Source organism: Subtercola boreus, from assembly GCF_006716115.1.
Lineage (GTDB): Bacteria > Actinomycetota > Actinomycetes > Actinomycetales > Microbacteriaceae > Subtercola > Subtercola boreus.
Map to the genome: position 1 here is coordinate 2536536 of NZ_VFOO01000001.1, position 19237 is coordinate 2555772.

At 66.2% G+C, this 19237-nt stretch carries 18 protein-coding genes; 4 read left to right on the forward strand and 14 right to left on the reverse strand.

The genetic code is table 11. The annotated features are described in order from the left end of the window. Nucleotides 1-81: 81 nt before the first annotated feature. The 10 genes from FB464_RS11765 to FB464_RS11810 all read right to left on the reverse strand — a co-directional run bounded on the left by FB464_RS11765 (nucleotide 82) and on the right by FB464_RS11810 (nucleotide 9908). Entirely contained in the window at nucleotides 82-1062 is a 981-nt protein-coding gene (locus tag FB464_RS11765; protein WP_116413694.1) for a carbohydrate ABC transporter permease, read from the reverse strand. Beyond that, nucleotides 1059-2201, reverse strand: a complete 1143-nt coding sequence (locus FB464_RS11770) for a carbohydrate ABC transporter permease (protein ID WP_116413693.1) — start codon at nucleotides 2199-2201, stop codon at nucleotides 1059-1061. The genes FB464_RS11765 and FB464_RS11770 overlap by 4 nt, the downstream gene beginning before the upstream one ends. Before the next feature lie 95 nt (nucleotides 2202-2296). After that, on the reverse strand, nucleotides 2297-3655 hold the full coding sequence (locus FB464_RS11775) for an ABC transporter substrate-binding protein (protein ID WP_116413692.1): 1359 nt from the start codon (nucleotides 3653-3655) through the stop codon (nucleotides 2297-2299). Nucleotides 3656-3899: 244 nt separating this feature from the next. Continuing rightward, on the reverse strand, nucleotides 3900-4283 hold the full coding sequence (gene rplL, locus FB464_RS11780) for a 50S ribosomal protein L7/L12 (RefSeq protein ID WP_116413691.1): 384 nt from the start codon (nucleotides 4281-4283) through the stop codon (nucleotides 3900-3902). A gap of 3 nt (nucleotides 4284-4286) precedes the next feature. Further along, nucleotides 4287-4805 (reverse strand): 50S ribosomal protein L10, encoded by a 519-nt coding sequence (rplJ, locus tag FB464_RS11785; RefSeq protein ID WP_116281847.1) that lies wholly within the window; start codon nucleotides 4803-4805, stop codon nucleotides 4287-4289. 222 nt (nucleotides 4806-5027) lie between these two features. After that, a complete protein-coding gene (locus FB464_RS11790) occupies nucleotides 5028-5744 on the reverse strand; it encodes a YqjF family protein (protein WP_116413690.1) in 717 nt (238 codons plus the stop codon). 53 nt (nucleotides 5745-5797) lie between these two features. Next, nucleotides 5798-6652 carry a DUF1684 domain-containing protein gene (locus FB464_RS11795; protein ID WP_116413689.1) on the reverse strand — a complete coding sequence of 285 codons (855 nt, stop codon included), beginning with the start codon at nucleotides 6650-6652 and terminating at the stop codon, nucleotides 5798-5800. Between the two features lie 28 nt (nucleotides 6653-6680). Then, the gene (locus FB464_RS11800) at nucleotides 6681-8243 is read right to left on the reverse strand and encodes a sensor histidine kinase (protein ID WP_211327288.1); all 1563 of its coding nucleotides are present in this window, start codon (nucleotides 8241-8243) and stop codon (nucleotides 6681-6683) included. Continuing rightward, nucleotides 8240-9010 carry a response regulator transcription factor gene (locus FB464_RS11805; protein ID WP_116416431.1) on the reverse strand — a complete coding sequence of 257 codons (771 nt, stop codon included), beginning with the start codon at nucleotides 9008-9010 and terminating at the stop codon, nucleotides 8240-8242. The genes FB464_RS11800 and FB464_RS11805 overlap by 4 nt, the downstream gene beginning before the upstream one ends. Nucleotides 9011-9059: 49 nt before the next feature. Next, nucleotides 9060-9908: an NAD-dependent epimerase/dehydratase family protein gene (locus tag FB464_RS11810; RefSeq protein ID WP_116413688.1), complete on the reverse strand. Its 849-nt coding sequence runs from the start codon at nucleotides 9906-9908 to the stop codon at nucleotides 9060-9062. Nucleotides 9909-9966: 58 nt separating this feature from the next. Between FB464_RS11810 and FB464_RS11815 the strand changes: the two genes are divergently transcribed. Continuing rightward, complete coding sequence (locus tag FB464_RS11815; protein ID WP_246093038.1) at nucleotides 9967-10602, forward strand: YqaJ viral recombinase family protein; 636 nt, start codon at nucleotides 9967-9969, stop codon at nucleotides 10600-10602. Between the two features lie 19 nt (nucleotides 10603-10621). Here the strand turns inward: FB464_RS11815 and FB464_RS11820 are convergent, their stop codons facing one another. The 4 genes from FB464_RS11820 to FB464_RS11835 all read right to left on the reverse strand — a co-directional run bounded on the left by FB464_RS11820 (nucleotide 10622) and on the right by FB464_RS11835 (nucleotide 15414). Continuing rightward, nucleotides 10622-11017, reverse strand: a complete 396-nt coding sequence (locus FB464_RS11820) for a hypothetical protein (RefSeq protein WP_142206682.1) — start codon at nucleotides 11015-11017, stop codon at nucleotides 10622-10624. Between the two features lie 267 nt (nucleotides 11018-11284). Then, entirely contained in the window at nucleotides 11285-11662 is a 378-nt protein-coding gene (locus tag FB464_RS11825) for a hypothetical protein (protein WP_116413685.1), read from the reverse strand. Continuing rightward, nucleotides 11640-12668, reverse strand: coding sequence for a zinc metalloprotease (locus FB464_RS11830; RefSeq protein WP_116413684.1), 1029 nt, complete (start codon nucleotides 12666-12668; stop codon nucleotides 11640-11642). Before FB464_RS11830 ends, FB464_RS11825 begins: the two co-directional genes overlap by 23 nt. A 16-nt stretch (nucleotides 12669-12684) precedes the next feature. After that, nucleotides 12685-15414 carry an Ig-like domain-containing protein gene (locus FB464_RS11835; RefSeq protein WP_116413683.1) on the reverse strand — a complete coding sequence of 910 codons (2730 nt, stop codon included), beginning with the start codon at nucleotides 15412-15414 and terminating at the stop codon, nucleotides 12685-12687. A 221-nt stretch (nucleotides 15415-15635) separates the two neighbouring features. Between FB464_RS11835 and FB464_RS11840 the strand changes: the two genes are divergently transcribed. From FB464_RS11840 to FB464_RS11850, 3 genes are all read left to right on the forward strand, one after another. Beyond that, complete coding sequence (locus FB464_RS11840) at nucleotides 15636-17078, forward strand: helix-turn-helix transcriptional regulator (RefSeq protein ID WP_116413682.1); 1443 nt, start codon at nucleotides 15636-15638, stop codon at nucleotides 17076-17078. Further along, nucleotides 17075-18031 (forward strand): acyl-CoA thioesterase, encoded by a 957-nt coding sequence (locus FB464_RS11845; protein WP_246093039.1) that lies wholly within the window; start codon nucleotides 17075-17077, stop codon nucleotides 18029-18031. Before FB464_RS11840 ends, FB464_RS11845 begins: the two co-directional genes overlap by 4 nt. A 165-nt stretch (nucleotides 18032-18196) precedes the next feature. Further along, nucleotides 18197-19225: an NADP-dependent oxidoreductase gene (locus FB464_RS11850; protein WP_425472446.1), complete on the forward strand. Its 1029-nt coding sequence runs from the start codon at nucleotides 18197-18199 to the stop codon at nucleotides 19223-19225. Nucleotides 19226-19237 lie beyond the last annotated feature (12 nt).

Genomic DNA, 19237 nt, shown 5'->3' on the forward strand with positions numbered 1-19237 from the left:
TGCGCGGAAAACACGAAAGCCCCCACCCGCACAAGCTGTGCAGAAAGGGGCCGACGTGTCCGTTGTGGAGGAGAGGGCGGATCAGCCCTTCGTCGCTCCCGCCAGCAGGCCGCGCACGAAGAAGCGCTGCAGGGCGAAGAACACGATGAGCGGAACCAGGATGGAAATGAACGCCCCGGCTGTGAGCAGCTCCCACGACTGCCCGAACGAACCCGAAAGGTCCTGCAGCGCCTTGGTGATCGGCAGGTTGCCTCCCGAGGTGAAGATGGTCGCCACCAGCAGGTCGTTCCACACCCAGAGGAACTGGAAGATCGCGAACGAGGCGATGGCCGGCATGGCCAGCGGCACGATCATCCGGAAGAAGACCTGGCCGTGGCCGGCACCGTCGACGCGGGCGGCTTCGATGACCTCAGACGGAATCTCCGAGATGAAGTTGTGCAGGAGGAAGATCGCGAGGGGCAGGGCGAAGATCGCGTGCGCGATCCACACCTTCGCGAAGCTGTCGGGCACACCGTTCAGGTTGAGGCCCGGCAGCACGTAGAAACCGCCGATCTTCACTCCGTCGGAGAACAGCGTCAACAGGGGCACGAGTGCCATCTGGATAGGGACGATCTGCAGCGCGAAAACGCCGATGAAGATCGCGTTCTTGAACTTGAAGTCGATCCACGCGAACGCGTAGGCCGCCAGACTCGCCACGATGATCGGGATGATCGTGGCCGGCAGGGTGATCACCAGCGAGTTCAGGAACGCCTGCCCGAGAGACAGGGCGTTGCCCGCACCGATCGCCGCCGCATAGTTGTCGAGAGTGAACGCCGGGTTGGTGAAGATCGTCCACCAGCCGGAGGTCTTGATGTCGGCGCCCGGGCGGAACGAGGAGATGAACAGGCCGAGGGTCGGGATGGTCCAGACGATCGCGATGATGAGCGCTGCAGTCGTCGCGCCCCGCGACGTCATCCGCTTCTTCGCCCGGCGGCTGGTCGTCTCGATGACGGCTTCGCCGCGGGCCAGCTGGCGACTGGTCGACTTGTCGAACGGAATATCAATCGGAGCTACGGCGCTCATCGGATCTCCCTCTGGTTCTTGATCTGGCGTGCATTGAACACGATGATCGGCAGTACGAGCAGGAACAGCACGACGGCGAGAGCCGAGCTGTAGCCGTCGCGGCTGCCGAGCTGGAACTGGCGCACCATCTCGAAGCCGAGCACGGTGGTGTCATTGCGGCCACCGGTCATGGCGCTCACGATGTCGTAGACCTTGAGCGATGCGATCGAGATCGTGGTCAGCACGACGATGAGCGATGAGCGGATGCCCGGGACCGTCACGTTGATGAAGGCCTGCCAGGCGTTGGTGCCGTCGATCGATGCAGCCTCGTTCTGTTCCTGCGGAACACCCTTGATCGCAGCGGAGAGAACGACCATCGCGAATCCGGTCTGGGTCCAGATGAGCACGACGACGAGGAACAGCGTGTTCCACGGCTGGGCGCCCAGCCAGTCGACGGGCTGGCCTCCGAACCAGATGACGATCTGGTTGAGCAGACCGATCTGCGAGTCGCCCTGGCGCACGTCGTAGAAGAAACGGAAGATGATCGACGCGCCGACGAACGAGATCGCCATCGGCATGAACACGAGCACCTTGAAGAACTTCTCGCCGCGGCTCTTGTCGATGAAGTAGGCGTAGGCGAGACCGAAGATCGTCGAGGCGATCGGCGCGATCAGCACCCAGACGATCGTGTTCAGGAAGGCCGTGAGCCCGTCTGCGCTGGAGAACAGCCAGGCGAAGTTGTTCAAGCCGACGAATGAGGTTCCATCGTTGCTCATGAAGGCAGCGCCAGCCGTCTTGATCGTCGGATACACGAGCCCGATGATCAGCAGGATGAACGCGGGAGCCATGAACGCGATGAGCTGGAAGAGGTAGCCCGCGCCCTGGCGCGATCGGTAGTCGATCAGGAAGAAGACCCCGCCGAGAACGGCGGCGACTGCCGCGATCCAGATTGCCGAGTTGTAGATGCCGAAGAAGACGAGCGCACCGAACGGCACGAGCACGCAGACGGCGAGACGGATGATCGTATAGCGGAGGCCACGTCGCGGCGCTATCTCGACCAGGAAGAGCACGATCGCGATGACCGCGAGGAAGGCGAGGATGATGATGGGGATCTGGGCGAGAGGCGGCAGCCCTGCCAGCCACCGGAAGAAACCGGACATGCGAACCCTTTCAGGAATGGGGACGGATCGAGGGGGAGCAAGAGGGCCACGCCGACGGTGTTGTCGACGTGACCCTCTTGCTGAACCGGGGTGACCTAGGAGGTGTATCCGGCCTGGATCTCAGTCAGCACGTCATCCGTGCTCTTACCGTCGATCCAGTCGACCATGCCCTTCCAGAAGCTGTCCGATCCGACGGCCTTCGGCATGAGGTCGGAGGCGTCGAAGCGGAACGTGGTGGCCGGGTCCTGGAGGATCTGGATCGAGGCCTTCAGGATGTCGCTCGAAGCGTTGGCCGGGTCGAGACCCTTGTTGGCGCTGATCACACCGCCGAGCTTGACACGGCTGTTCGCCCAGTCGGAGCTCGCGAGGTACTCCTGCACCTTCTGGGTGTCTGCGTCGTTCGAGAACGCGCCGACCATCTCGCCACCACCGGTGACCGCTTCGCCCTTGGAGGCGTCGACGGGCGGGGTGAGGAAGGCCCAGACGTCACCGTCGGGAGCGACCGTCGCGGTGTTGCCCGCGGCGTTCTTCACGCCGGTGATGAAGCCGTCGAAGAACGAGGCCTGGTGGGTCATCGCGCAGGTGCCGTTCGCCACGGGAGTGGCGACGTCACCGAATGCGGTGGAGTTGATCGACTTGACGTCGCCGTAGCCGGCGTTCACGAGGGTCGGGTCGAGGAGGATCTTGCCGACCTCGTCGAACGCGCTCTTGATGGCCGGGTCGGTGAACTTGGTGTCGCCCTTGACCCAGCTGTCGTAGACGTCGGTGCCGCCCTGGCGGAGCACGAGGTCTTCGATCCAGTCGGTGCCCGGCCAGCCGGAGGCGTCGCCCGAGTTGAAGCCAGCGCAGAACGAGGGCTGCCCGGTCTTCTGCTGGATGGTCTTGGCGAGGGCGACGAGGTCGTCGTAGGTCTTCGGAACCGTGACACCCCACTCGGCGAACTTCGCCGGCGAGTACCAGATGTAGCCCTTCACGCTGGCCATCAGCGGAGCTGCGTACTGCGTGCCGTCGACAGCGCCGTAGTTGGCCCAGTCCTCGGACCAGTTCTTCTTGATGATCGCCGTCAGCGAGTCGGTCGCCTTCTGCACCTTGCCCGACTTGATGGTGTCGTCGAGCAGGCCGGGCTGCGGGAAGATGGCCAGGTCGGGCAGGTCGTTGCCCTGTACCTTGATGCCGATGTTCTTCTCGAAGTCCTTGTCACCGGTGTAGTTGATGGTGATGTTGTTGGCCTTCTCCCAGTCGGCCCACGAGGCCTGGAGCTTGGTGGCCTCGTCGCCGACGATGGTGCCGGTGATGTTCACGACGCCGTCGGCGGTGCCGACGACAGCTGCTGTCGACGCTCCACCGGCATTCGGGTCGTTGGGGTCGCTCGACGAGCAACCCGTGAGCGCCAGTCCGGTGACGGCCAGGACGGCGAGCGGGATGGTGACCCGACGGTTCAGGGCAAGCCTCATTTTTTCTCCTCATTGAGTGCTGTGACGGCACGTACTGTTCTCGCGACGAGACATAGCAAGCGCTTCCAGTGACAAACACTAGGCGGCGCAATCGCTCGAGGCAAGCTGGTGGAGAGGATTCTTCACCGCAGTTGCACAATCGTTATGAGAACTCTGCCACAAAAATGAGAGCGCGACCATCCGCATGAACAAAGGGCACCCCGGCCGAAGCCGGAATGCCCTTTGTGTAAAGCCTGAACGAGAGTTACTTGAGGGTAACCGTCGCCCCGGCAGCCTTCAGCTGCTCCACTGCCTTGTCGGCAGCTTCCTTGTTGACGCCTTCGAGAACCGGCTTCGGTGCACCGTCGACGAGAGCCTTCGCCTCACCGAGGCCGAGGCTGGTGATCGAACGCACCTCCTTGATGACCTGGATCTTCTTCTCGCCGGCCGACTCGAGGATGACGTCGAACGACGTCTTCTCCTCGACCTCTTCGGCGGGGGCGGCGGGGCCAGCGGCACCGGCAGCGGCGACGGGGGCCGCAGCGGTGACCTCGAAGACCTCTTCGAACTTCTTCACGAACTCGCTGAGCTCAATGAGCGTGAGCTCCTTGAAGGCGTCGATGAGCTCGTCGTTTGACAGCTTTGCCATTGTTTACTCTCCTTGTGTAGATACTTTTTCGCGCAGTGCCTCGACCGTGCGAACGGCCTTCGACATCGGCGCGGTGAACAGGTAGGCGGCACCGAACAGCGAAGCCTTGGCGGCACCGGCGAACTTCGCCAGCAGCACCTCCCGGCTTTCGAGGTCGGCGAGCTTGTTGACCTCTTCGGCGGTCAGCGGGTTACCGTCGAAGTAACCGCCCTTCACCGTCAGAAGAGGGTTTGCCTTGGCAAAGTCGCGCAGAGCCTTTGCGACGCTCACGGGGTCACCGTGAACGAAAGCGAGTGCGGAAGGACCAACCAGCTCGTCGTCAAACGAACTGATACCGGCCTTGTTGGCCGCAATCTTGGTCAGCGTGTTCTTTACCACGGCGTAGGTGGCGTGCTCACTGATGGAACGACGCAGGCTTGTCAGCTGCGCAACAGTGAGACCGCGGTACTCAGTAAGCAGTACGGCCGTCGAGCTCTCAAACAGGTCTGAGAGTTCGGCAACCGTGGCTTCTTTGTTCGCCATGGCGCTCCTTGTGGATACTAATACTGCAAAAATTTGCTGGCAGCCCCGGAAAAACCCACAAAAAAAGCTCCGGCACAGGAGTGCGGAGCTGGAAACCCGGGACGAATCACGGGTTGAACTTCGAACACCTGCGCGGGCTTCGCGTGAGCGAAACTTCGATCGATGCATTCCCACGAGTGGGCGCACACCGATGACCAGCGGTCTTTGGCTTCGACAACAGTATCACAGGCGGGTCGGCTTGCCGAACACCGTGTCCACGCCAGGCGAGAAGAGCACCGAGTCCGGCGGCCGGTTCGCGACGCCCGGCAGGCCCGCGCGAGTGAGGAGGGTGTCGGAGAAGTCGAGAAGTTCAGCCTCCTGGAGCGCCCACGGCTGATGCCGGTTCGGCATGTACAGGGTCTGGCCGAGGTGACGCGAGAACAGCGCCCACCGGGCGGTGAGGAAGTCGGCCAGGGCATCCGGATGCTCGATCCTCGCCCCGGGGCGCACCGACACCGCCGAATCCACCTCACCCCTGGGCGTGGTGTGCCGCCTCGACGTGTAGACGAGTGTGCCAGCCGTCTTCCGCACGCGCATGTGCGACCAGACGTAGGGGATGCCGAAGGCCACCCGGGCACCCAGGACGGCTGCCAGACGCTCGGCTTCGAGCGAGAGGAACACGACACCCGGACGCCCCTCGGCGTCTTTCGCGTACAGCCGCACGTTCGTCTCGTGGAAGGTTCCGACGTAGGGCGCCGCCGGGGACGGCCCGAACCGCGTGTTGCGAAGGGTGAAGGGTACGAGGCCCACCCAGGAACTGCCGTCGAACTCGTCGGGCACGACGCCCGGCGGCATCAGTGACGCCGCGTCGGCGGTCGAGATGCGCCAGTGCAGGAACGTGACGTTCCGCCACTGCTGGCTGAGGATGGGCTTTGGGATCTGGTGCGGAGAAAAACTCACTCCCCCATCGTCGCACCTCTGGCTGGGCGTCGGGCGCGCTGGCACGTCCGACCTCAGTGCAGGAGGCCGCCCGAAGCGTTCAGAACGTTCTTCTCCCCCGCCTCGACCGGCACCGTGAAACGGTTCTCCAGCGGCGGCATCGGGCAGTTGAAGTGGTACGAGAACGCGCAGGGCGGAAGGTACGCGCGGTTGAAGTCGAGCGTCACTGTGCCCGGTCCGCTGCCGTCGGGGCGAGCATCCGGAACCAGCTTCATGAAGCGCCCCACGCCGTAGGTCGTGTCGCCGCTGGTCGCGTCGCTGTAGACCAGCAGCAGATTCCCGTTGTCTTCGAACGCTGTGAGCGAGAAGTCGACACCGTCTTTTGTGAAAGTGATCTCGGCTGGAACCACTCGTTCGCGAGTCACGCCGTGGTCCTTCAGATGCTCGACGCCGATGGCCCGGCCACCCTCGATCGGCGTGAAGGCCGCTTCGATCACCCAGTCGGGGTCGAAAGCGAAGGCGTCGATGCTGCCGAAGTCACGGTTGCCCTCCGACTCGGCATCCCACACCCGGAGGGCGTAGGTGCCCTCCTCGCTCGCGATCACGAAGCCCGTCACCGTGTCGCTGAAACGCACATCGGATGCCCGTTCCGAATCCTGGCCCCGCACGACGACGCTCCCGTCGACGAGTGAGCCGTCGACCAGGATGCCGTCCGCCGCCGTCGCCTCGAGCCGGAGCCCGGACTCACCGGCGGGCAGCGGGAACCAGAGGCCGGGAACGCCGAACGCCCGCTGACCCTCGGCGGGGTCACCGAGGATCCACTCAGTGTTCACGAGCGCGAGATTGCCCTGCGGGCCGGTGACGAACCGGCGCCGGGCCTCCCGGTACGTCTCGAGTCGGGCGGCGGCATCCTGGATCACATCGGTCATGGACTGCTCAACCGAGCCGCGCGCGCATTTATGCCGGGGTGCCGGCGGATGCCGGCGGCAGGTCCGGAAGCGCGGCCTGCCCGGGCGGCGGCAGAGCCGACCCTGCCTGCCCGGTCGGCACTCCGGCCACCGGCAGCAGAATGCGGAACGCCGTGCGGCCGGGCGCGCTCTCGACCGTCACCGAGCCGCCGTGCGCCTCCGCCACCGCGTAGACGATGGCCAGGCCGAGGCCGGTGCTGCCCGCGTGCCGCGAGCGCGACACGTCGCCCCGCACGAAACGCTCGAACAGGGTCGGCATCAGCGACGGGTCGATCCCGGGCCCGTCATCAGTCACGCTGATGACCGCGAACGCACGGCCGTCGACCGTGATCGACTCGAGCCCCGCTGTCACATGGGTGCCCGGCGGGGTGTGCACCCTCGCGTTCGCCAGCAGGTTCGCCGTGATCTGGTAGATCCGGGGGCCGTCGCCGACGATCTCGAGCGGCTCCTCCGGAAGGTCTAGGATCCAGTCGTGGTCCCGTCCGGCCACGTGCGCGTCGCTCACCGCGTCGACGAGGGTGAGCGTCAGGTCGACGGTCTCATGCGCAATGTCGGGGCGGGAGTCGAGGCGCGCCAGCAGCAGCAGGTCTTCGACGAGGCTCGTCATGCGCTTCGCCTCGGACTCGATGCGGCCGAGCGAGTGCGTCACGTCGTCGGGAAGGTCATGGCTTCCGCGGCGGGTCAGCTCGGCGTAGCCCCTGATCGACGCCAGCGGTGTGCGGAGTTCGTGGCTGGCATCGGCGACGAACTGCCGCACTTTGTCCTCGCTCTGCTGCCGCGAGGTCAGCGCCGAGGCGACATGTTCGAGCATCCGGTTCAGGGCGGAGCCCACCCGGCCCACCTCGGTCTTCGGGTTGGTGTCGCGGTCGGGCACCCGCACAGCGAGCGCGACCTCGCCGCGATCGAGCGGCAGCTCTGCCACGTGGGCGGCAGTCTCGGCGACCCGCTGCAGCGGACGCAGGGCGAACCGGATGATCAGTCCTCCGATCGCGACGGCGAGCAGCAGCCCCACAACGGTGATGATCACGGTGATCAGGGCCTGCTGCGCGATCGTGGCCTGCACGGAAGCGAGGGACGTGCCGATCACCACGGACAGACCCGTCGTCGTCACCAACGAGACCACCCGGTACTGCCCCAGACCATTCCCCAGATCGACGGTGACAGGCACGGCCGATGTGGGCAGGGCGGCGAGCTGGGCTATCTGGGAGCTGGAGAGCGCGGCGATCGACGTATCGGCAAAACCGCCTCCCCTCGACGTGCCGGAGGACACGACGGCACCCGACGAGAAGACCACGCTGCCCGAACTGAGCAGCCCGACGGTGCCGATCGGCTGGCGATCGAGAAAAGTCGAGGGGTCGTTGTTGAACAACGGGAGGTTGTAACCGGTGCTGGGTGCAGCATCAGCACCCCTGCCTCCGCCACCGGGCAGCTGGGCATCCACTCGGCTGACCAGCACACCGTTCAACGTGAGCGTCGACACCAGCCCGATCGCCAGGCCCAGCACGGCGATCAGGGCAGCGACGCTCAGGATCAGGCGACGGCGGAGGGTCACGGAGCGGTCTTCAGCATGTAGCCGGCACCGCGCACGGTGTGGATCATGGGCGACTTGCCCGCGTCGATCTTCTTGCGGAGGTAGGAGATGTAGATCTCGACGACGCTCGATCGCCCCCCGAAGTCGTAGCTCCACACCCGGTCGAGGATCTGCGCCTTGCTCAACACGCGGCGGGGGTTCCGCATGAGGAAGCGCAGCAGCTCGAACTCGGTGGCGGTGAGCTCGATCTCGTCGTCGCCGCGACGCACCTCGTGGCTGTCCTCGTTCAGCACGAGGTCGCCGACGACGACCTCAGGGTCGACGGCATCGGTGACCAGCACGGTCGATCGGCGAAGCAAGCCCCGGAGCCTCGCGACGAGCTCCTCCAGGCTGAACGGCTTCGTGACGTAGTCGTCGCCGCCCGCGGTGAGGCCGGCGATGCGGTCGTCCAATGAGTCCTTCGCGGTGAGGAACAGCACGGGCACCTCGGCGCCGTCGGCCCGCACCCGGTTCAGCACGGCGAGACCGTCGATGTCGGGGAGCATGACGTCGAGAACGATGACGTCGGGCTTGAACTCGCGCGCCATGGTCACTGCGCTCCGACCGTCGCTGGCCGTCTTCACATCCCAGCCCTCATAGCGGAGCGCCATCGAGAGCAGGTCGGTGAGCGTCGGCTCGTCGTCGACGACCAGCGCACGAACCGGCGACCCGTCGGCGCGCGACAGTCGCGGCCGCGGGGCGGTCGACGCGGACGGACTGGACGGGAGCCTTGAGTTTTCTATGGTCACACCCACAAGTATTCTCAGGTTCCTATGACAAAGCTATGAACGGTCTAGGTCAACCCTGTGAGTTGTCGCGCCAGCTGTGCTGTGGGTCGTAGCCGAGTACCCGGCGGGCCTTCGTGATGGAGAGCAGTGTGGTGTTCTCGCCCAGCTCGCCCCGCACCGGGGTGTCGGGAAAGACCTCGGCGACCAGCTCCGCATTGCTGCGGGTCATCACGGTGTCGGCCGCGGCGATGATGAAGCGCTCAAAACCTTTGCCGTCCCAATCGAGAGCCTTCTGCACGGCCTGAGCGCCGTCACGGGAGTCGATATAGCCCCAGAGGTTCCATTTGCGAAGCCGGGCATCCGCATCGAACGACGGGAACTCTGCATAGTCGGCCGGGTACATCACGTTCGAGAACCGCAGAGCGACGATCTTCAGCTGGTCATCCCACCGCGTCAGCTCGATCGCGAGCTGCTCCTCGAGGTGTTTAGTGAGCGAATAGACGGTCTCGGGGCGTGCCGGGTACTCCTCATCGACAGGAATGTAGGGCGGTGGGGTGTCGAACGGAAGGCCGAGCACGGTCTCGCTCGACGCCGTGACGATGTTCCTGATGCCGGCCCGTTTCGCCGCGTGCAGTACGTGGAAGGTCGACAACATGTTGTTGTCGAAGGTCGCAACATCACTCAGGATGCCCGGGGCCGGGATCGCGGCAAGGTGCACCAGAGCATCCAGACCCGCGTGCCGGTCGTTGACACCGAGCAGTGCGTCGAGCGTCTGCCCGAAGTCGGTGAAGTCGACGCGGATGCTCGTGTCGCGGTCGCCCGCCACGTCGAGGTTGAACACCTCATGCCCATCGGCTCTCAACTGTTCGACCACGGTGCGGCCGAGTTTTCCCGAACCGCCGGTTACTGCAATGCGCATGGAGCTCCCTCGCTGTGTTGGTTCCATCCTCGCAGCAGAACGGGAGGACAATGGAAGAGTGACGACCGCCTTGACACTGACCTTCCCCTGGGAGGAAGACGAGCCGGTCGCTGCCCCCCGCCCCGCTCACCTGTCGCGGATCGTCGCGGACTCGAACGACCGGGTGGCGTGGATCCGGGCCCGCAGTCGTGGAGTCACGGCGACGGATGCTGCGCGCCTCACCACGCGCAAGTCGGTCGAGAACACCGCCTACGACAAACTGAACGGCAACAACTTCGGCGGAAACGTCTACACCGACCACGGCCGCGTGCGGGAGCCCGTGCTCGCCGGCTGGGTGCGCCGGCACTACGGCATCGAGCCGTCGACGACCCTGTTCCACGCGCACGGCAGACCCCTGCACCTCGCGACGCCCGACGGGATCGCGGTCAACCCCGGCACCGGTGACACCGAACTCGCCGAGATCAAGACCACCAACAAGGCGTGGCGCTCGATTCCCCGCCACTACCTCCGCCAGGTCTGGTGGCAGCAGTACGTGCTCGGCGCAGAGCGCACCCTCGTGGTCTGGGAGCAGCACTCGGCGTTCGTGCCCGTCGCACCCGAGCCCGAATGCCGCTGGGTCGACCGCGACGACAACGAGATCGAGCAGCTCGTGCGCCTGGCCGACCAGTTGCTCGACCTGATGCAGCGCCGCTGACCCCCTGCATTCCTGGAACTCAATACTTCTGGAACGCCTCCTTGAGGCACGTGTCGAAGGCCTCCGGGTTCGCCTGCTGTTTGCCGTTCGCAGGCTTCCATGGATTCCGCACCCCGACCCCCTGCCCGGCCGGAGCTGTGCCCATCGTGACTCCCGGACCTGCCTCGAAGGTGTCGTCGAACTGGAAGACATGGGCGATCTCGTGAGCGACATCTCTCGCATTCAACCAATCCATGTCCCGGGTCAGTTCGATCGACCCCGTCACCCAGCGGCGCAGACCGTCACGCCCCGTGTCCGAAGTGTCGACGAACGATCCGCCCGGGTCGTCGCCCATTTCCGGATCGGTGCTCCCGTCTGTGAAGGTGATGGTGGGCGGGTTCGGATCCCCCGGAGTTCGCTGCACCAGATCAGGCATGCGCGGCCCTCTGGCCGTGCCGAACTGAACGAGAGCATCCAGCACCACCGCTCTCTGCTCCGGGGTCAAATCGGGGCCGAGTTCGTAGGTGTATTGTCCCGTCGGCCCTCCTGCCAGCGGTACAGGGGCCAGCCAGGCGTCACCTGCTCGTATCTGCTCGTCTGAGAAGAGGGGAGGGATGACCGAACAGGCGTCCGCGGGAGTCACTCCCCGCCGCTGTTCGAGCGTGCGGGCCTTCGGCGTGATCGCCTGCTGGGCATACTGCGCCTAGGCGGTCGCGTCGGTGAGGTGCGTGGTGTCGGGGAAGAGTTCGTTCGCCTTCCGGAAGCTGTACTCCGTCGAGAACGGGTCGAGACCGCCATACGCCGAATAGTCGAACGCCAGACCGCGTGGCTCGAAGACAACCGTCTTCTGCTCCTCCCAGTAGTACGACGCCTCCGCCGGCCAGTCCGGGTGGAGCGCGCAGTCCTCCAACGGCGCCCTCGGCGCTCCCGGCGTCGTCGGCTGCACATCGAAGTCGTACCAGATGCACTTCCCCGTCGAGGTCGCCTGCGCCGACAAGGGCACAGCACAGACCGCCACAAAAGAGGCCGCGAGGATGCCCGCGGCGAGCATTCGGCGACTACTCGGGCGCTGCAGCAGCATCGATGCCCACCTTCGTGCAGGCATCGGCCTTGCCGTTGATCGGGAGAACGGGATCGGCCCCCCACAGCCCCCTCTTCAGATAATCCGGGGAGGGAAGTTCCCCTGACATCACCTGGGGGTTCACGGCTGGTGCGAGGTGCCCGAAGCCATAAACATGAAGGATCTCGTGCATGACGGTCCACAGAGAGAGGGATCCCGGCTTGTCGTTGAGTTCGATATTCCCGTTGAACCAGCGGGGAAGCCCATCCCGTCCGTTGTCGTTGCTGACCGATATCGCCCGTGCCATCAAGTCTGGGTCATCGAATCCCCCCGGAGCATTCGTGAAGGTGATCACCGGAGGGTTGAGGTCGCCGCTCACCCATTCGACCAACCGCGGTTGCCTGCTGCCGTCGATCGCATCCGCAAAGGCGACCAGCCCGGCCGAGACGACAGAGCGCTGCTCGGCGGTCAGCGTGGTGGAGAAGCTGTAGGTGTAGGTACCCGTCTTTCCGTCCGGCCGAGGGCTGGGAGGGAGCAGTCCGACAGCTTCCCAGTCTCTGATCTCGCTGTCTGACCACAGCGTCGGCACGACCTGGCAGGCGTCGGCAGCGGTCACTCCCCGCCGCTGTTCGAGCGCGCGTGCTTTCGCGGTGAGAGACATCTGCGCATACTCCATCACAATCCGGACATACGCCTCGTCCGACCTGTCGGGAAAGAGTTCGTTCGCCTTGCGAAGGCTGTAGCCGTCACCGGTGAAGGGGTTCAGCTGGCTGAACGCGGAGTAGTCGAACTGCTGCGTCCACGGCTCGAAGACCACCGTCTTCTGCTTATCCCAGTAGTACGACGCCTCCGCCGGCCAGTCCGGGTGGAGCGCGCAGTCCTCCAACGGCGCCCTCGGCGCTCCCGGCGTCGTCGGCTGCACATCGAAGTCGTACCAGATGCACTTCCCCGTCGAGGTCGCCTGCGCCGACAAGGGCACAGCACACACCGCCACAAAAGAGGCCGCGAGGATGCCCGCGGCGAGCATCCGGCGGCGGGAGGTTCTAGTTGACATCGATTGTCACCGTTCCTGTGGTCGAAACGCCCGCATCGCGGGCCTGGGTCTGGTAGCGGAAGGTCACCTGGCCGGTGAACCCGGGCTCGGGAGTGAAGGTGAGTGCACCGGTGTCATCGTTGATGACGACCGTGCCGTGCGCGGGCGGGTAGCCCTCGTTGATGCGCCAGGGCGAGGCCTGCGTCGGGAACACGTCGTTCGAGAGCAGCCCGTGCGCGGCATCCACCGCCAGCACAGTACCGGCGGCAGTGCGGAAGTGGTCGTCGACCGCCAGAGCTGGGGCGCCGACCGTCACCGTGATTGTGGCGGGCAGACTTCGCCGGCCGGAGGCGTCGGTCGCCACGACGCTGATCGTCGAGTCACCGCGGTATGCGGCATCCGGGGTGTAGGTCGTGATGCCCACCGGGCTGATGCTCACCGCACCGTGGTCGGCTGCCACCGTCACGGTCGCACCGGGCGCCAGACACTGCGCATCGCGGATGACCGTCGCGAGGCCTGCGACGACCACCTGGCGAACGGGCGGCGTCTGGCAGGAGGGCGCCGTCGGTCGCACGTCTGCCGAGGCCACCGTGCGCGAGCCGTTCACGTCGGCCTGCACCGAGGCCGTGGGCGCCCTGGCCGCGTCGTTCTGCTTCAGATGAAGGGAGAAGTCCGCGGTGTCTCCCGTCGAGAGGTGGGTGTTCGTGTAGGTGAGAGTGTGGGCGACGTCATCCTTGGCCCGCTTCCAGCCGGTCGGCACGCTGGCTTCGCTTTCGAGGTCGAGATTGTCGAAACCGAGCATCACCACCGCGCTGCCCGCACTCGACGCAGTGATGCTCAGCCCGTAGACGACTCCGGCGGCACCGCTCGTGACCGTCGCCGGGGCGAGGAAGCTGTGCGCCGTGGCGACGGCAGGCTGCTCGCTCAAGGCGGGAAGAACCGAGTGCCGGGTCTCGTAGTCGACGCGGACGTCCGGGTGCGCCTGCAGTGCGGCGCGCACCGAGGCCGGCACAAGCAGCTTCGTCGCGAACGCCGAGGTGTCCGTCAGGAACATCCGCACCCGCGGTTCGGAGCTTCCGGGGTAACCGCCGTCGAGATAGTGCGGGACGCTGAACAGCTGCCCCATCCGCGGATCCGGCCCACCGAGAGGATCGTATGGTTTCTGGGGTGCGAACGTCATGTCGCCGGCCAGCACGAGCCGGGTGGAGTCCCAGCCGCGCAGGTTGTCCGCCAGCGAACCGAACACCGCGGTGCGTCCATCCGCGCTGAGCGGCGTCGACCCGTCGGCGATCGAATCGCCCTCCCCGGTGCTCGATCCCAGGGTGAAAGGCATCGAGCGAGCATCCGTCGTCCAGTCCTGCGTATTGCGGCGAACGGAGACCGGCTGCATGTCCTCCGGCCGACCATCCGCGCCCAGCGAGACCCTGTACACGTCGAGCGCGTCGTTGTCGTCGGTGAACTTCTGGCAGCTGCGGCACTCACCGTCGATCCAGACGAGTGGGCTGATCGACGTGAGCAGGGCGCTGCGCCCGTCGGCAGACACCGCGATTCTGGATGCTCCACCCACCGCCTCGCGCCAGTACCGCGTTCGCATGGTCGAGGGCGTCACCCCGGTCGAGTCGGCCTTGTCCGGTGCGGCGACGTCGTTCAACATGAGCGACACGCGGTGCGTCTGGCCGGTCGAAATGTCGCGCGTGTAGGCATCGGACAGATGGGTCGTCTTTGCCATCTCGCCACCAGGAACGAGGTTCGTCGCGTCCGAGATGAACCCGACCACCGTGCCGTCGGCCGAGAGGGAGGGCAGGTACGAATGGCCGTCGGTCTTCGTGAAGTCGGCCAGAGTGTCCGCCGCGGAGACACTCACCAGTTTCTTCGTGCCTGTCGCGCGGTCGAGGCGGTAGACGTGGTTCAGCCGTGCGCCCGGGGTGGCCGTCGGCGCGGGTGTCGTGGCCGCGACCCCGATGTTGTCGGCGTCGGAGGTGAAGACGACGAATCGCCCGTCTGCGGACAGGGCCGGTTGGCCGCTCGATCCGTGGGCGGCGACGAGCGCGCCTGCGTCGGTGATTCCGGATGTCACGTTCGTGACATCCTTCGTGGCGACGTCGTAGAGCTCCACATTGCCGACCCCTGTGGTCGGCCCGCCGAGGGTGTTGACGCCCGGAACGGAGGACACGAACGCGACATGCTGCCCGTCGGCCGAGATGACCGCGGACGAACTGCTGCCGTTCCGCACCGCCTCCTTGTCCGCCTCCGCGGAACTCCGGTGCGACGACACCCAGGTCAGTGCGCCCGTGTCCATGTCTTTGAGCACGACCTGCGTGGCCCCGCCGGGATCTGCCGGCAACACGTTGCGGTCGGTGGTGACGAACGTCACGAACCGACCGTCGGCGGAGACGGACGCTCCGAACGATGCACCGTCGGCACCATCCGTTCGCGAGTGCGTCGAGACGAGGTGGATCGAGCCGTCCGACGTGCTGCGGCGGTAGACGTGCTTCTGGTCACCAGTCGCATCGGCCGTGAGCTTGTCGACCGAGTCGAAGACCGTGAAGCGACCGTCACCGGAGATCGAGACGCCGGTGCCGGAACCGGCGAATGTCGGGCCGGCATACTCCTGCGCGTCGTAGTATGTCCGATCGCCCGGCAACGCGAGGGCAGTGGATGTGGAGAATGCGACAGGCGCGACGACGAGCAGTGTGGCGCACACGGCGGTCGCGATCAGGGGAGTTCGGGTGGGGAGCAAGACGGTCCTTCATGGCGGGCACGGTATTCATGGCGGGCACGGTGCCCTCGTCAAGAAGAGAGACAGAAAGAGCGGATTCATTACGGCCACATCTCCCCCCAGAACGGGTGTCGCCGACGGAGCGGCCGAAAATTCACCCTTCTTCTGATTTGTGCAAGAAGTAGAGATCTTGCGCTTGCCGGGGCGGACCGGTTGCCCCGCGCGCGCGACAGGATGAACGCATGCTCGATTCCCTGACCGTCGGTAGACGGATCCGCCAGCTCCGTTCCGACCGTGGACTCACGCTCGACGCCCTCGGTTCCGCCATCGGCCGAGCTGCGTCGCAGGTCTCGGTCATCGAGAACGGCAAGCGGGAACTGAAGCTCGGCGAGATGCAGCGCTTCGCCACGGCGCTGAACGTCACGGTCGACGAACTGCTCAGCGAGGAGGCCCCGAGCCAGCGCGCCGCCCTCGAGATCGCGCTGGAGCGCATCCAGCGCGGGAAGCTCTACGCCTCTCTCGGCCTGCCCACGGTCGCCGTGCGGAAGGCGCTCAGTGACGAGGCCATCGAGACCATCCTGGGCCTCCACGGAGAGCTCGAACGCCTGCACCGGGAACGTGCGGCCACGCCCGAGGAGGCGAGGCGGGCGAATGCCGAGCTCCGCCGCGAGATGCGCGCCTGCCACAACTACTTCGGCGGGCTCGAAGCGATCGCGCAGGGGCTGCTCGACGCGGTGGGCCACGAGGGCGGCCCGCTCTCCCAGCGTGTGGCGGCCGACCTGGCGTCGCACCTCGGGTTCACGCTCCACCATGTGCCCGACCTGCCCGGATCCACCCGGTCGATCACCGACCTCGAGAACGGCCGCATCTACATCCCGCGCGGGCAGAATCCTGACGCCGACCCGCGAACCGTTCTGCTGCAGGCGCTCGCCAGCCACGTGCTCGGCCATGAGGAACCCGGCGACTACAGCGACTTCCTGCGGCAGCGGGTGGAGACGAACTACCTCACCGGCGCGCTTCTCGTTCCCGAGTCCGTCGCGGTCGGGTTCCTGCAGCGGGCAAAGGCCCAGCGCGAACTCTCGGTCGAGGATCTGCGCGACCAGTTCGGAGTCACGTACGAGACGGCGGCCCACCGGTTCACGAACCTGGCGACCGAGCACCTCGGCCTGCCCGTGCACTTCCTGAAGGTGCACGAGAGCGGAACCGTGGTGAAGGCGTACGCGAACGATGACGTCGTGCTGCCGACGGACGTTCTCGGCGCGGTGGAGGGCCAGACGGTCTGCCGCTTCTGGAGCGCCCGGCAGGTCTTCGACGCCGAGGACCGGTTCAGCCCGTACCACCAGTACACCGACAAGCCGACGGGCACGTTCTGGTGCACGTCGCGCATCCAGTCCACCTCCCGCGGGCATTTCTCGGTGAGCGTCGGTACCCCGTTCGCCGACGCGCGCTGGTTCCGCGGCAGGGACACCGTCAATCGCCATGCGTCGAGCTGCCCCGATCCGTCGTGCTGCCGGAAGCCCCCAGCCGGCCTCACCACCAAGTGGGCCCAGAAGTCCTGGCCGAGCGCACGACTGAACACGTCGCTGCTCGCCGTGATGCCGACGGGGGCGTTCCCCGGCGTCGACAGCACAGAGGTGTACGAGTTCCTCGAGCGTCACGCGCCCGCTGGGGAGGCCATCCTGTGACCGGCCCCAGCGACGAGCTCACCCTGCGCTTCCTGGCCTCACCCACCGACGTCGCCAGCATGGGCGGGAAAGTGCACGCCGGCAAAGTCCTCGAATGGATCGACAAGGCGGCGTACGCCTGCGCGGTCGGCTGGAGCCAGAGCTACTGCGTGACCGCCTATGTCGGCAGCGTCAGTTTCGTCGCTCCGATCGAGTCGGGAAACCTCGTGGAGGTGCACGCCAAACTGATCTACACCGGAACGTCGAGCATGCACATCCGGGTGAACGTGTCGTCGGCCGACCCGCGAGTCGGCCTCTACGTGACGTCGACCGACTGCGTGGTGATCTTCGTGGCCGTGGGTCTGGATGCCCGCCCCACCCCGGTACCCGCGTGGACGCCGCAGAGCGCCGCCGACGTCGAGCTGCACACCGACGCCCTGAACCGCATCGGCGTCAGGGCACGGATCGCGGAGGCGATGAAGGGCCAGGTCTACTCGGATGTCGGCACGGCCGAACGCATCACGCTCCGGTTCCCTGCCGCACCGACCGACGTCAACTGGGGCGGCAAGACGCACGGCGGAACGGTCATGCGCTGGATCGACGAGGCGACGATCGCCTGCGCCTCGACGTGGAGCGGCCTCGACGCGATCACGGTGTACTCCGGCGGCATCCGTTTCTACCGGCCGATCCCGATCGGCCACCTGGTCGAGGTCGAAGCCCGCCTCGTGCACACCGGACGGTCGGCGATGCACATCAGCACGCATGTGCGTTCCCGGGACCCGAAGAACCGTGAGTTCGAGTTGACCACCCACTGCCTCACCATCGTGGCCGGCCTCGACGACAGGGGCCACACGACCGAGGTTCCCCCGTGGCATCCGGTCTCCGATGAGGATCACGCCCTCGACCGCCACGCCCGCGAGCTCTCGGACCTGCGGCAGGGCTCCACGAGGCTGCCACCCCTCACCCACGCGTGAGGGTTTGTTAGCAACAAGGTGACACCCTCGTAACATCTTCGTATCAATCGGGCAGCACACTGGGACAGGGGCCCCAGAACTGGGGACGACAGGCACCTTCGATACCTCGCGATCACCAGCGAAGTTGATCCTCACCGCAAAGGAGAGCTACCGATGACGCAGCACATGACCGGAGTGAGCGACTTGTCCAATCCACGGGCCGACATCCAGCGGCCCGGCGGGCTGCCCACGAGCATGCGCGCCGCGGTCATCGACGAGACCGGCTGCCCCGAGGTGCTGCACGTGAGTGAGGTCGACCTGCCGATCCGGATCAACGCCGAAGTGCTCGTGCGCGTCGCCGGCGCCGGCGTGAACCCCCTCGACGTCAAGACACGTTCGGGCCGGGGCGTCTCCGCTGCGATCGTCTCCTACCCGTGCATCCTCGGCCAGGACTTCAGCGGCACCGTCGTCGAGACACCCTACGAGGGGCACCCGCTGAAGGCCGGCGACGAGGTCTACGGCATGCTCAGCGCGCCCCGCGGCCAGGGCTCCTACGCCGAGTACGCCGCCGTTCCCGCGATGCAGCTCTGCAAGAAGCCGGGCCGGCTCTCGCTGCTGGAGGCTGCCGGGGTTCCGCTCGCCGCGCTGACCGCGTGGGGCATGGTGGTGGATGTCGCGAAGGCACACGAGGGCCAGCGCATCCTGATCCATGCCGCCGCGGGCGGGGTCGGCCACTTCGCGGTGCAGTTCGCCGCCTACTTCGGCGCCTACGTCATCGCCACGTCGTCGGCCCGCAACGCCAGCTGGCTGCGCGAGCTCGGAGCCGCCGAGGTCATCGACTACACCTCGACCCGTTTCGAGGACGCGGTCTCGCGCGTCGACGTGGTCATCGACCTGATCGGCAACGTGCACGACGACACAGGGACCCGCTCGCTCCAGACCCTCCGGCCCGGCGGCCTCCTCATCAACGCACCCACGGGGAGCTGGCCGGGTGTCATCGACGACGCCCACGCCCTGGGCCTCCGGGCGACGACCTACAAGGTCTCCCCCGACGCCTCCACCCTCACGATCATCACGCGCCTGATCAACTCCGGTGACGTGCACGTGCACATCGACGAGGTCTTCGAGCTGTCGGATGCCGCGGAGGCGCACCGTCGCATGGAGGAGGGCCACACCCGCGGCAAACTCGTGATCAACGTCGCCGAGCAGCTCTAGGGAGACTCTGCA

Bases quoted from the DNA above. Each gene is read 5' to 3' on its own strand.
- FB464_RS11765 (WP_116413694.1), bottom strand. From the start codon at position 1,062: ATGAGCGCCGTAGCTCCGATTGATATTCCGTTCGACAAGTCGACCAGT.
- FB464_RS11770 (WP_116413693.1), bottom strand. From the start codon at position 2,201: ATGTCCGGTTTCTTCCGGTGGCTGGCAGGGCTGCCGCCTCTCGCCCAG.
- FB464_RS11775 (WP_116413692.1), bottom strand. From the start codon at position 3,655: ATGAGGCTTGCCCTGAACCGTCGGGTCACCATCCCGCTCGCCGTCCTG.
- rplL (WP_116413691.1), bottom strand. From the start codon at position 4,283: ATGGCAAAGCTGTCAAACGACGAGCTCATCGACGCCTTCAAGGAGCTC.
- rplJ (WP_116281847.1), bottom strand. From the start codon at position 4,805: ATGGCGAACAAAGAAGCCACGGTTGCCGAACTCTCAGACCTGTTTGAG.
- FB464_RS11795 (WP_116413689.1), bottom strand. From the start codon at position 6,652: ATGACCGATGTGATCCAGGATGCCGCCGCCCGACTCGAGACGTACCGG.
- FB464_RS11810 (WP_116413688.1), bottom strand. From the start codon at position 9,908: ATGCGCATTGCAGTAACCGGCGGTTCGGGAAAACTCGGCCGCACCGTG.
- FB464_RS11820 (WP_142206682.1), bottom strand. From the start codon at position 11,017: ATGCCTGATCTGGTGCAGCGAACTCCGGGGGATCCGAACCCGCCCACC.
- FB464_RS11825 (WP_116413685.1), bottom strand. From the start codon at position 11,662: ATGCTGCTGCAGCGCCCGAGTAGTCGCCGAATGCTCGCCGCGGGCATC.
- FB464_RS11830 (WP_116413684.1), bottom strand. From the start codon at position 12,668: ATGCTCGCCGCGGGCATCCTCGCGGCCTCTTTTGTGGCGGTGTGTGCT.
- FB464_RS11840 (WP_116413682.1), top strand. From the start codon at position 15,636: ATGCTCGATTCCCTGACCGTCGGTAGACGGATCCGCCAGCTCCGTTCC.
- FB464_RS11850 (WP_425472446.1), top strand. From the start codon at position 18,197: ATGACCGGAGTGAGCGACTTGTCCAATCCACGGGCCGACATCCAGCGG.